9 protein-coding genes and 1 pseudogene are annotated in these 12485 nt (G+C 73.3%); 3 read left to right on the top strand and 7 right to left on the bottom strand.

The genetic code is table 11. The annotated features are described in order from the left end of the window. The first annotated feature begins 19 nt into the window (after positions 1 to 19). The 3 genes from E0504_RS36050 (at position 20) to E0504_RS36040 (ending at position 3056) form a co-directional block, all read left to right on the top strand. On the top strand, positions 20 to 700 hold the full coding sequence (locus E0504_RS36050; protein ID WP_112108326.1) for a peroxiredoxin-like family protein: 681 nt from the start codon (positions 20 to 22) through the stop codon (positions 698 to 700). Positions 701 to 840: 140 nt separating this feature from the next. Further along, positions 841 to 2085, top strand: a complete 1245-nt coding sequence (locus E0504_RS36045) for an acyl-CoA dehydrogenase family protein (RefSeq protein ID WP_112108341.1) — start codon at positions 841 to 843, stop codon at positions 2083 to 2085. A gap of 44 nt (positions 2086 to 2129) precedes the next feature. Next, on the top strand, positions 2130 to 3056 hold the full coding sequence (locus E0504_RS36040; protein ID WP_131626719.1) for a class II aldolase/adducin family protein: 927 nt from the start codon (positions 2130 to 2132) through the stop codon (positions 3054 to 3056). Between the two features lie 12 nt (positions 3057 to 3068). Here the strand turns inward: E0504_RS36040 and E0504_RS36035 are convergent, their stop codons facing one another. The 7 genes and pseudogenes from E0504_RS36035 to E0504_RS36005 all read right to left on the bottom strand — a co-directional run bounded on the left by E0504_RS36035 (position 3069) and on the right by E0504_RS36005 (position 12254). Beyond that, positions 3069 to 5408 (bottom strand): molybdopterin-dependent oxidoreductase, encoded by a 2340-nt coding sequence (locus E0504_RS36035; RefSeq protein ID WP_131626727.1) that lies wholly within the window; start codon positions 5406 to 5408, stop codon positions 3069 to 3071. A 29-nt stretch (positions 5409 to 5437) separates the two neighbouring features. Next, positions 5438 to 6517, bottom strand: a complete 1080-nt coding sequence (locus tag E0504_RS36030) for an LLM class flavin-dependent oxidoreductase (protein ID WP_112108324.1) — start codon at positions 6515 to 6517, stop codon at positions 5438 to 5440. Next, entirely contained in the window at positions 6514 to 7692 is a 1179-nt protein-coding gene (locus E0504_RS36025; protein ID WP_112108323.1) for an ABC transporter ATP-binding protein, read from the bottom strand. Before E0504_RS36025 ends, E0504_RS36030 begins: the two co-directional genes overlap by 4 nt. Next, positions 7689 to 8717, bottom strand: a complete 1029-nt coding sequence (locus E0504_RS36020; RefSeq protein WP_112108322.1) for an ABC transporter ATP-binding protein — start codon at positions 8715 to 8717, stop codon at positions 7689 to 7691. The genes E0504_RS36025 and E0504_RS36020 overlap by 4 nt, the downstream gene beginning before the upstream one ends. Next, complete coding sequence (locus E0504_RS36015; RefSeq protein WP_112108321.1) at positions 8710 to 9663, bottom strand: ABC transporter permease; 954 nt, start codon at positions 9661 to 9663, stop codon at positions 8710 to 8712. The genes E0504_RS36020 and E0504_RS36015 overlap by 8 nt, the downstream gene beginning before the upstream one ends. Further along, positions 9660 to 10534, bottom strand: a pseudogene (locus E0504_RS36010) (ABC transporter permease). Before E0504_RS36010 ends, E0504_RS36015 begins: the two are co-directional and overlap by 4 nt. Before the next feature lie 193 nt (positions 10535 to 10727). Then, positions 10728 to 12254, bottom strand: coding sequence for an ABC transporter substrate-binding protein (locus E0504_RS36005; RefSeq protein WP_112108319.1), 1527 nt, complete (start codon positions 12252 to 12254; stop codon positions 10728 to 10730). Positions 12255 to 12485: the final 231 nt, after the last annotated feature.

Below are 12485 nucleotides of genomic sequence, written 5' to 3'. Positions count from 1 at the left end.
GAAGAAGGAGAGCCTCCAGATGAGCCAGACCGGAACGGTGCCGGTGACCGTCCAGGGTTTCCTGGACGAGCTGCAGGCCACCCGGGACGAGGAATGGGCGCCGGAACAGCTCCGGGCCCACGCCGACCTGCGGCGGTCCCTCGAGGAGAACGCGGACCGCGAGCGCTTCGTCAGACCGGGCGACGTGGTGCCACCCTTCGCGCTGGCCGAGGTCGGTGGCGGCTCCGTCGTCCTCGACGACCTGCTGGCCGACGGGCCGGTGGTGCTCGTCTTCTTCCGGTTCGAGGGCTGCCCCGCGTGCAACAGGGTTCTGCGCGGCTACCAGCTCACCCTCGCGCCGGCCCTGCGCGAGCTGGATGCGCACCTCGTCATCGTCAGCCCCCAGATCGCCGAGAGGCTGGCGGCGATCAAGGAGCGGCACGGTTCCGAGTTCCTGGTCGCCAGCGACCCCGACCGGGTTCTGATCGACTCGTTCGGTATCGGGTTCGCGCCGGCGGAGGCGGCACGCGACGAGTCCCGGGGCAGAGGCGTGGATCTCGGTGCGATTCTCGGCACCGGGGACTGGGTGCTGCCGTACCCGACGGTCGTCGTCATCGACCGCGACCGGACTGTCCGGTTCGCCGACGTCCATCCCGACTGGATGGTGCGCACCGAGTCCGCGGCCGTTCTCGCGGCGGTCCGGCCCCTCGTCGGTCAGTAGCCGCGGCCGAGCCCGGTAGCCGCGCCCGGTAGCCGCGGCGGCGCCCGCCGGGCAGGCTTCCCGTGAAGGTCCGGCCCGTGTCCCCCGTGTCCACCGCCCGCGCCGGGCGTTCCCGGCGCCTGTTCATCGGGAGGTTCCGTATGGCCGATCCGACCGCGCGGTCGGCGACCGACCCCGGGCTGGCACGCCCGCAGCCGCAGCCGCGACCCCAGCCCCGGCTGGATCTGTTGCCCGAGCTCACCGCCCAGTTCGCGGCCACCGCCGCCGAGCACGACCGGACGGGCACCTTCCCGGTCGCGAACATCCGGGCGCTGCACGCCGCCGGGCTGCTCTCGCTGACCGTCCCGAGCCGGTACGGCGGGGCCGGGGCCGGGCTGGCCACAGTGACCGAGGTGCTGGGCGCGGTGGCCCGGGGTGAACCGGCCACCGCCCTCGTCCTGGCGATGAACCTGCTGTTCCACGCGCATGTCGGCGATCCCCCCGGCTGGCCGGCGGGGACCTACGAACGGGTGGTGGCCAGCTGCCTGGACGAGGGTGCGCTGATCAACGCGCTGCGGGTGGAACCGGACCTCGGCACGCCCGCCCGCGGCGGGGTGCCGGCCACCACCGCCCGCTGGACCGGCGACGGCTGGGAGATCACCGGCCGCAAGACCTACTCGACGGGCGCGCCGGTGCTGCGCTGGATGCTGGTCTGGGCGGCCACCGACCCCGCCACCGACCCGCGGCCGCCGTCCTCGGGAGCGGCCCGGGTCGGCTCGTTCCTGGTCCCGGCCGACACGCCCGGCATCACGATCGTGCGGACCTGGGACCACCTGGGCATGCGGGCCACCGAGAGCCACGACGTGGTGTTCGACCGGGTGCGGGTGGGCCCCGACGCGGCCGTCGGGCTGCCGGCCGGGGAGGTGCCTCTTCCGTTCGTTCCGGCCGCGGCGGCCTGGAACGCGCTGGCGATCGCCTCGATCTATCTGGGGGTGGCCGAGGCCGCGCGCGACTGGCTGGTCGGCTACCTGCACGAACGCACCCCGACGAACCTGGGCGCGCCGCTGTCGAGCCTGCCCCGGTTCCAGAGCGCCGTCGGCGAGATCGAGGTGGCGCTGGCGAACGCCCGCGGCCTCGTCCGGGCGTTCGCGCAGCGTTCCGACGCGGCCGACCCGGACGTCGCGGCGCAGGTCAACGGGGTGAAGACCGCGGTGACGGCCGCCGCGGTCAAGACCGTCACGGACGCCGTCGCTCTGATCGGCAACCCGGGGCTGACCAGGGCCAATCCGCTGGAGCGCCACCTGCGCGACGTGCTGTGCAGCCGCGTTCACACCCCGCAGGACGACGTCGTCTACGCGACGGCCGGCCGGACGGCGCTCGGTCTGCCCGCCGCCGGTCCTCGCTGAGGCCCGATGAGGCTGAGGCCCGATGAGGAAGGACAACCCCAGACATGACACTTTCCACCCATGACACCCCGGCACCGGCGATCCCGCCGGCGCCGACGCCGGACGTGGCCCCGGCAACGGTGGCCCCGGCAACGGTGGCCCCGGCAACGGTGGCCCCGGCAACGTCCGACGGTGAGCGGACGAGCCCGTGGGCCGGGCTGGTCGCGCCGGCCGAGGGCGGGCAGTGGCCTCGGCCGGTGCCGGTCCGGACGGTCGAGGAGGAGCGGCTGCACCGCAAGCGCAAACTCGCCGCCGCCTACCGGCTCTTCGCCAAGCTCGGCATCGCAGAGGGACTGGCCGGCCACATCAGCGCCCGCGACCCCGAGCTGACCGACCATTTCTGGGTCAACCGGCTCGGCCTCGACTTCGGCAGGATCAAGGTCTCCAACCTGCTGCTGGTCGACGACAAAGGGGAGATCGTCGAGGGTAAGCCGCCGCTGAACAGGGCGGCGTTCACCATCCATTCGCAGATCCACGCCGCCCGACCGGATGTCGTCGGCGCCGCGCACACCCACGCGCTGTACGGCCGGGCGCTCGCCGCGATCGGCGAGCCGCTGCATCCGATCTCCCAGGACTCCCTCGCGTTCTACGAGGATCACGTGATCTTCGACGAGTACAACGGGGTCGTGCTGGACGAGGAGGAGGGCCGCAAGATCGCCGCCGCGCTCGGCCCGCACAAGCTGGCGATCCTGCGCAACCACGGCCTGCTCACCGTCGGCACCAGCGTCGAGGCGGCGGCGTACTGGTACATCGCCGCGGAGCGGGCGGCGCGGACCCAGCTCGTCGCGGCGGCGGCCGGGACGCTGCGGCTCCTGGACCACGAGATCGCCAGCGCCACCGCCAGCCAGGCACGAGGTGACGAGGGCGCCCGCTGGTCCTTCGAGGCCCTCTACGAGATCATCGTCGAGGAACAGCCCGACCTGCTCGACTAGCTCGTCAGACGGTCAGACTGTGCCGCCCCGGCCCGGTCGGGAGACCAGCCGGGGCGGCGCGTCGACGGTGAGCCGCGGTGGCTCGCCCGTCCAGCGTTCGACCTCGACGAGGGCGTGCTGGCCGACGCAGCCCTGGGACAGGCGGGAGGTCGGCACGTCGGCGGTGAGCACGTTCGGGTTCCCGTGCACGCACAGTCCCGCTCCTGGCGGGGACCCTTCTCCGTGCTCATCCGCCGGGTCCTCGTCGAGCGGGTCGAACCAGGCCCCGGTGGGCAGCTGGACGACCCCGGGGCGCAGCTCGTCGGTCAGCACGGCGCCGGCGAGGCAGCCGCCGCGGTCGTTGAGCACCCGGACGACGTCGCCGGCGGCGATGCCGCGGGCGGCGGCGTCGGCGGGGTGCAGGCGCACCGCCTCCCGGCCGGCGATCTTGGCGGCCTGGCTGACCGCGCCGCCGTCGAGCTGGCTGTGCAGCCGGGTGCCCGGCTGGTTGGCGATGAGGTGCAGCGGGTAGGCGGCGGCTCGTGGCGCGCCGGTCCACTCGGTCGGTTCCAGCCAGACCGGATGGCCGGGGCAGTCCGGGTAGCCGAAGGACGCCACGGTCGCGGAGAAGAGCTCGATCCGGCCGCTGGGGGTGGCGAGCGGGTGCGCGTCCGGGTCGGCGCGGAACCGTTCGAACAGGGTGTGGTGGCCGGGCCCGCCGGGCAGCCGGTACTCGCCGGCGGCCCAGAACTCCTCGAAGGCGGGCACGTCCGTTCCGCGCCGGACCAGGTCCGCGCGCCAGGCCGTGTAGAGGTGCTCGATCCAGCCGCGGGCGTCGCGGCCCTCGGTGAAGGCGTCGACGACGCCGAGGCGGCCGGCCAGGCCCGCGAGGATGTCGTAGTCGTCGCGGGCCGCGCCGACCGGTGCCACCGCCCGGTGCATGGCGTGCAGATGGGTGTCGCGGCGGCCGCCGCCGATGTCCTCGCGTTCCAGGGTGGTGGTGACGGGCAGCACGACGTCGGCGTGCCGGGCGGTGGACGTCCAGTAGGGCTCGTGCACGATGATCGTGTCGGGTCTGGCGAAGGCGCGGCGCAGCCGGAACAGGTCCTGGTGGTGGTGGAAGGGGTTTCCGCCCGCCCAGTGGACCAGGCGGATGTCAGGGTAGGTGTAGCGGTCGCCGTCGTAGTCGTACCGCGCGCCGGGATGCAGCAGCATGTCGGCGATGCGGGCGACCGGGATGAAGGTGGTGACCGGGTTGCGGCCCTGCGGCAGGTAGGGGATGCGTCCGGTCGGGCCGGGGTCTCCGACGTCGCCCATGGAGCCGTAGCCGTGACCGAAGCCGCCGCCGGGCAGGCCGATCTGGCCGAGCATCGCGGCCAGCGTGAGCGCCGCCCAGACCGGCTGTTCGCCGTGCTCGATGCGCTGCAGCGACCAGGTCACGGTGATCAGGGTCCGGCGGGCCGCCATCCGGCGGGCGAGCCCGACGATGTCCGCGGCCGGGATGCCGCAGATCGACGCCGCCCAGGCGGCATCCCGGACCACGCCGTCGGCTCGGCCGAGCAGGTAGTTCTCGACCTCGCCGAAGCCGACCGTGTAACGGTCGAGGAACGCCCGGTCATGACGGCCCTCGGCGACGAGGGTGTGGGCGAGCCCGAGCATCAGCGCGGCGTCGGTGGCCGGCACGATCGGGTACCACCGGATGTCGACACCGCCGGGCAGGTCGGTGCGCAGCGGGCTGACCAGCGCCATCTCGACGCGGCGGGCCGCGAGTGCGGCGAGGTACCCGGGCGTGCCGTGCCGGGTGACGCCGCCGGGCGTCACGAACACGTTCTTGGCCGGGATGCCGCCGAAGGCGACGATCAGCTCGGTGTTCTCGACGATCGTCGGCCAGGACGAGGCGGCCCGCAGCACCTCGTCCGTGCTGCCGACGAGGTGGGGCAGCAGCACCAGCGACGTGCCCAGGCTGTAGGAGTTCCGGGACGAGGTGAAGCCGCCGACGGTGTTGAGGAACCGGTGGAGCTGGCTCTGCGCGTGGTGGAAGCGCCCGGCGCTCGCCCAGCCGTACGAGCCGCCGAAGATCGCCTGGTTGCCGTGCTCGCGGCGGACCCGGTCCAGCTCGGCGGCGACCAGGTCCAGCGCCTCGTCCCAGTCGAACTCCTCCCGCCCGCGCGTGCCGGCCGGCCCCGGGCCGTGTTCCAGCCAGCCGCGGCGGACCGCGGGCCGCGCCACCCGGGTCGGATGGCGCAGCCCGCCCGGCACGTTGCCGAGCAGCGGCGACGGGGCCGGATCGTCCGGATGCGGGACCACCGTGATCCCACCGTCCGGGCCGACCCGGACGCCGTAGGCGCCCCAGTGCGAGGTCGTCGGCCGCAGGCCGGTCACAACGCGGGCCGGGCCCGTCGTCAGGCGGAGGCGCCGACGGGCTCGCGGTCGGCGGTCTGCTCGCGGACGAGACGGATCAGGGTGCCGTAGTCCCGGGCGTCGTCCAGCGGCGCGAAGCCGCGGATGAGCAGCGTCGACACCCCGACGTTGACGTAGTCGACGAGCGACTCGGCGACCTGCTCGTAGCTGCCGACCAGCGCGGTGGAGTTGCCGGCGGCGCCGGTGGCCTTGGCGACCGCGGTCCACAGCCGCTTGTCGTGGACGTCCGCCTGGTCGGCGTAGCGCAGCAGCCGCTGGCTGCCGACCTGGGCCGACCCGTCGACGTTCATCACCTTCTTCAGGTCGCCGACCCGCTGCCTGGTGAGCTCCAGGATGTCCGCGGCGCGCTGCCAGGCGGCCTGCTCGGTGTCCGCGGGGATGGGGCGCAGGCTGACGCTGAACCGGGGGTCGCGGCCGTACGGCGCGGCGGCGGCCCGCACCTCGCGGATCCGCTCGACGATCCCGGCGATCGGCTCACCCCAGAACGCGTACACGTCGGCGTGCTTGCCGCCGACCCGGACGGCGTCCGCGGACGCGCCGCCGAAGTAGATGGGGATGCGGCCCTCGGGGCGGACCGACGACCGGGCGCCGCGAACCGTGTAGAAGTCACCGTCGTAGTCGAACGGCTCGGCCGACTCCCACTCGCGGCGCAGCACGTCCAGGAACTCGTCGGTGCGCCGGTAGCGGGTCACCTTGTCGGTGAGGTCGCCGTCGCGGGCCTGGTCGGCGTCGTCGCCGCCGGTGATGACGTGCAGCGCCACCCGGCCCGGGTGGAAGGCGTCCAGTGTCGCGAACTGGCGGGCCGCGATCGTCGGCGCGGTGAAGCCGGGCCGGTGCGCCAGCAGCACCTTCAACGTCGTCGTCCGGGACAGGATCTGGTCGGTGATGACGAAGCCGTCGGGCGTCGCGGAGCTGTGCGCGACGAGCACCCGGTCGAACCCGGCATCCTCGTGCGTGCGCACCAGGCGCTCCAGGTAGTCCGGGTCGACGACGGGGCCGGACCACGCCTCCGACTCGCTGCCGACGAAGGTGCTGGCGATACCGATGAACTCGATGCTCACGCTGAGGACTCCTTCAGGATGGCGGTGGAGCCGGTGACCTGGTCCCGCCAGGTTTCGACGTGGTGGCACGCGGCGGCCCATTCGCCGGCCGGCCGGCCGGCGACGGCCCGCCGCGGCGGGGTCTCGGCGCAGGCGTGGGTGGCGAAGCGGCACCGGTGGGCGAACACGCAGCCGCCCGCCGACCGCCGCGCCGCCCCGTCGGAGTCAGAGTCGGCGCCGGGGTCGGCGCCGGCGGCCGGCCGCAGCGACGCCGGGTCGAGCCGGTCCTGGCGGCGGACGCTCGGCGCGGAGGCGATCAGCAGCGCGGTGTACGGATGCTGCGGCCGGTTGAACACGTCCGCGATCGGGCCGTCCTCGACCACCCGTCCCCGGTAGAGCACCACCACCCGGTCGGCGATACCGGCGAGCGAGCTGAGGTCGTGGGAGATGAGGACGATCCCGACCTCGAGCTGCCGGCGGAGCCCGTCGAGCAGCCGCAGGATGTGGTTGCGGTTGGACGCGTCCAGCGCGCTGACCGGCTCGTCGCACAGCAGCAGCCGGGGACGTCCGATGACGGCGCGGGCGATCGAGGCGCGCTGGCGCTGGCCGCCGGAGATCTGCGCGGGGAGCCGGTCGGCGACCGCCGGGTCGAGGCCGACCCGACGCAGCGCGCCGCTCACCTGCTCGGCCCGCGACGCCCGGGTTCCGGTGCCGGTGATCGCCAGTCCCTCCGCGATGCTCGCCCCGATGGTGAGGTCCGGGTCGAGGGCGCGCAGGGGATCCTGGAAGACGAACTGGAGCGCGCCGCTGCGCCGGAAGTCCCGCTGGGCCCGGCCGCGCAGCTGGGAGATGTCGACGCCGTCCAGGAGGACCCGGCCGGCGTCCGGGGCCCCGAGCCCGGCGATCGCCCGGGCCAGCGTCGTCTTGCCGGACCCGGTCTCGCCGATGACACCGACGATCTCCCCGGCGCGGACGCTCAGGTCCACATCGTCCAGCACCCGGACCCGACGACCGCCGCCCGGCCGGGGGAAGGACAGCCCGAGGCCCTCGACCCGCAACAGCTCAGTCTGCAGGACCGCCACCGTGCCGGTGCCGGTGTCACCGACGCCGGTGGCAGCGCGGCCGGTGGTGGCACGGCCGGTGGTGGCACGGCCGTCGTCAGCCAGGTCGGTGTCGGCGAGATCGGTGTCGGTCATACGGCGGCTCCTGCTCCGACAGCTCCTGCTCCGCTCAACGCGATCTCGCTGGCCCGGACGCACCGGACGGCCCGGTCGGGGGCCTGCTCGGTCAGCGGCACCGGGCCGGAGCGGCACTGCGGGGCGGCGAAGTCACACCGGTCGGCGAACCGGCAGCCGCGGATCTCGGCGCCGACCGGCGGTGGCTCGCCGTCGATGACGTCGAGGGTGCGTCGGTCCCAGTCGCCGACCGAGGCGACCCGCAGCAGCGCCTCGGTGTACGGGTGCCGCGGCGAGTCGAGCACCTCGGCCGTCGGGCCGGTCTCGACGAGCTCGCCGGCGTAGAACACCAGCACCCGGTCGCAGAGCTCGGCGATGACGGCGAGGTCGTGCGAGACGGCCAGCACGGCCAGCCCGCGCTCCCTGCGCAGCCTGCCCAGCAGTTCCAGCACCTCGGCCTGGATGGTGACGTCGAGGGCGGTCGTCGCCTCGTCGGCGACGAGGAGCTCCGGCTCGCCGGACACCGCGATGGCCAGCACGACCCGCTGCAGCATGCCGCCGGACAGTTCGTGCGGGTACTGGTGGTAGACCCGCTCGGGCTCGTGCAGGCCCATCGCGTCGAACAGCGCCACCGCGGCGGTGCGGGCCTCCCGGCGCGGCTTGCCGACCTTCACCCGCAGCTGCTCGGCGAGCTGGTGGCCCACCGTCTGGGACGGGTTGAGGTACGAGGCCGGGTCCTGGAACACCGCGGAGATCCGGGTACCGCGCAGCTGCTCCCAGGCTCGGCGCGGCAGGCCGACCAGCGAGGTGCCGGCGAAGTCGATCGTGCCGGCGGTCACCGCGCAACCGGGCGCGAGCACCCCGAGCACCGACCGGCAGACCAGCGTCTTGCCGCTGCCGGACTCCCCGACGATCCCGACCGCCTCGCCGCGCCGCACCTCGAACGACACCCCGTGGACGGCCTCGGTCCGCCCGCCGCCGATGGCGACCCGAACGCCGTCGACCGTCAGCAGCTGGTCCCCCCGGCCGGTTCCCGGCTCAGGCATGGATCCTCTCCTCCTGCTCGGGGACGGCCACGGCCGGCGCTCCCGGGACGGCCGGAGCCCCCGGGAGCGCCGGCACGGCGTCCGGACGGGTCGCGCCGCGGCCGATCGGATCCACCGCGATTCCCGTGGTGTCGCGGATCGCGTCGGCGATGGCGTTCAGCGAGCCGGCGGTCAGCATGATGGCCAGCGCCGGGATCGCCGGCGCCCACGGCTGCTGGGCCAGGAAGCCCAGGTCGCTGGAGAGCATCCCGCCCCAGGTCGGGGCCGGCGGCTTCACCCCGATGCCGAGGAACGACAGCGAGGACACGGCCAGCAGCGCGGCCGCGGACAGCTGCGCGGTGGTGACCGCGACCGTCGGGAGCACCTTCGACCAGATGTGGGTCCGGATGATCCAGCCGCGGGACGCGCCGAGCAGCTCGGCGACCTCGACGTACTGGGCCCGGGTGAAGCCGAGCGCCGCCGCGCGGGTGACCCGGAAGAACAGCGGTGCCAGCAGCACCCCGATGGCGAGCATCGCCTGGTCACGGCCGTTGCCGATGATCCCGGTCACGGCGATCGCGAAGATGATGTAGGGCAGGGTCATCACCGCGTCCACCAGCCGCTGCGCCACCCACTCGAAGACCCGGCCGAAGACGACCGAGCCCAGCCCGGCCGGCACGCCGAGCAGGAAGGCCACCGCGACCGCCTCCACGGCGCCGACCACCGACCGGCCGGTGGCGTCCATCAGCCGGCTGAGCACATCCCGCCCGAGGTAGTCGGTGCCGAGCCAGTGCGCGCCGCTCGGGCCGGCCAGCAGGTTGGAGGTGTCCTGGGCGAGCGGGTCGGACGGCGCCAGCGTGCCGCCGAGGAACCCGAGCACGGCGACCGCACCGAGGATCACCAGCGCGATCTTCGTGGACCGCAGCCGCACGGCCCGCCGCAACGGGCCCGCTGTCTTCCGCGTCATCGTTCCTGCCTCTTCGCGTGCGGTGTCAGTCGCAGCAGGGCGGCGTTGACCAGGAGGTTGCAGACCACGACAAGCCCGATCATGGTGACCAGCACGCCCTGGATCACCGGGATGTCGCCCTTGCTCGCCGCGTCGAGCCCGAGCTTGCCCAGGCCCGGCAGGTTGAAGACCGCCTCGGCGACGACCATGGCCCCGATGAGCTGCGGGATGGAGTAACCCAGGAGGGTGAGCGCCGGCCCGGCGGCGTTGCGCAGGGCGTGCCCGAAGACGACCCTTCGCCTCGTCAGCCCGCGGACGTCCGCCCCGGTGTGTAGTTCGCCCGCAGCTCCCCGACGAGGGAGGTGCGCAGCTGGCGGGCGAGGCCGGCGGCGGCGTCCACCGACAGCGCGATCGACGGCAGGATGGCGAACCGCAGCCACTGGCCCGGATCCTCGGTGAACGGCACGTAGCCGCCGGAGGGAAGGATCGGGACCGTCACCGAGAACAGCACGATCAGCCCGATGCCGACGACGAACGGCGGCACGGTGGCCACGGCCGAGCACAGCATGGTGACCGCCCGGTCGAACCAGCCGCCGGACGACAGCGCCGCCCCGATGCCCAGCCCGCCGCCGACCAGGACGGCGAGCAGCACGGACAGGACTGCGATCGACACGTTCACCGGCAGCGCCTGGGTGATGCTGTCGGTGACCGGGAGCGTGGTGAAGTAGGACCGCCCGAGGTCGCCGGTGAGGGCGCGGCCGAGCCAGCTGAAGTACTGGACGAGCAGCGGCCGGTCGAGCCCGAAGTAGTGGTTCATCCGGTCGATGTCCGCCGGTGTCGCGGTCTCGCCGAGCACCTGGGCCGCCGGGTTGGTGTCGGTGAGAGCCCCCATCGCGTAGGTGATGAAGGTGGAGAGCAGCACCACCGGAATGCCCACCGACAGCGCACTGCGCAGCGGCCGTGCGAATGCCCTGCCCCAGCCGGCCCGCCGGCCGGCCGGGGGCTCAGCCGCCGCGCCGGCCGGCTCGACCGCCGGGCTGATCTCGAGTGTCGTCATCTGGTGCCCTCACCGTCGGTGGCTGGCATTACCCGACCCGGACGCCCTCGAAGCGCTGCACTGCCAGGAAGCTGCCCAGCTCCGAGACGCTCTTCTTGCGGGCGAGAACACGCGGCGTGGTGAAGAGGAAGATGTTCGGCATCTTCTCGACCGCGATCTTCGTGGCGGCCCGGAGCACCGTCGGGTACGACGGGTCGTCCAACGGCGTCTCCCGCACCTTCTGCAGCGCGGCGGTCAGCTCGGGGGGCGTCTGCCGGCCGGGGTTCATCAGGCCCTGCTCGCCGAACAGCACCTGGAAGGCCTGCACAGCGGAGTCACGACCGGCGAAGCCGTCGGTGGCCAGCGCCCTCGAGTGCTGGATGTACATGATCTGGGTGGCCTGCGCCGCCGGGATCGTCTCGATGGTGAGCTTCACGCCGACCTTGGCGAGCTGGGCCTGCACCTGCTCGGCAAGAGCGGAGCTGACGCCCGTGGTGGTCAGCGGCACCTCGACGCCGTCCGGGAACCCGGCCTCGGCGAGCAGCTTCTTCGCCTTCGCCGGGTCGTACGGGAACGCGTTGTCCAGGCTCGGATCGTGGCCGACGTACCCCGGCGGGAACGGCTGGTAGTTGACCACGCCGAGCCCGAAGGTCTGGGTGTCGGCGAGCGCCTTGCGGTCGAGGGCGTGCTTGAACGCCTGGACGACCTTCGGATTGTCGAACGGCTTCATGGTGATGTTCACGTCGAGAACCGTCGTCACCAGCGAGGGGATGACCTGCACCTCGAGGCCGGCGGCCTTCGCCGCCTCGACCTGGCTGCCCGGGATCTGGGCGACGTCGAGCCGCCCGGACTGCAGCGCCGGGACCGCCGTCGCCGCCTCCGGCGCCGGGTACAGCTCGAAGGCGTCGAGGTGGATGTTCGCCTTGTCCCAGTACTCGGGGAACCGGACGAGCTTCGCCGACTGGTTCGGCACGTACTCGGTGAGCCGGAACGGCCCGGCCCCGACCGGCTTGGTGGCCAGCCCCTTCGCGTCCTTCTCGAAGGCCGTCGGACTGACGATCATGCCGGTCTTGCCGGCGAGCAGGCTCGGGATCTGGTAGTCGGTGGCGGCCAGTTCGATGGTGACGGTCCGGGCGTCGTCGTCCGCGGCCACCGACTCCACCGTGGCGAGCTGCGCGGCGACGAGCGATCCCGGGAAGCTCTTGCCCCGCTCGAGACTCTTCTTGACCGCGGTCGCGTTCAGCGGTGTGCCGTCGCTGAACGTCAGGCCGGCCCGCAGGGTGAAGGCCACCTGGGTCCCGTCCGCGTTGTACTTCCACGACTCGGTCAGCGCCGGGACCGGGTTGCCCTTCTCGTCGAGCTTGGTGAGGGCGGCGTAGGCCAATGAAAGCGCGTGCACGTCCCAGCCCGCGGACGAGGTCACCGGGTCCCAGGAGGTGACGGTCGACCAGCCCCAACGCAACGTCCCGCCCTCCTTGCCGGCGGACGAGACCGAACCGCTGTCGTCGCCGCAGGCGGCGAGCAGCAGGGAGGAGCCAGCGAGTACGCCGAGACCGAGGAAGCCACGGCGGCCCATTAGCGTCGAATCGGCTCGGAGAGGTGCGTTCACGGGGGACGGTCGTCCTTTCGCAGAAAAGTGGGCGCGCGGAATAGCAGGCGTGGCCCGTAGCGATGCGTAGGCAGGCCGCAATCAGCGGTCACCGACGCCCTGAATTCGGGCTCCGCCTGGGACATGTCTTCGGTAGACATGGATAGGGGTGGAGTGGAAACGGGGATGAGAGACCTGGCCAGTGACGCTGGACCCCGC

The organism is Parafrankia sp. BMG5.11, from assembly GCF_004337455.1.
Note: the sequence above shows the minus strand (reverse complement) of the source record. Positions and strands in the feature narration are given on the sequence as shown.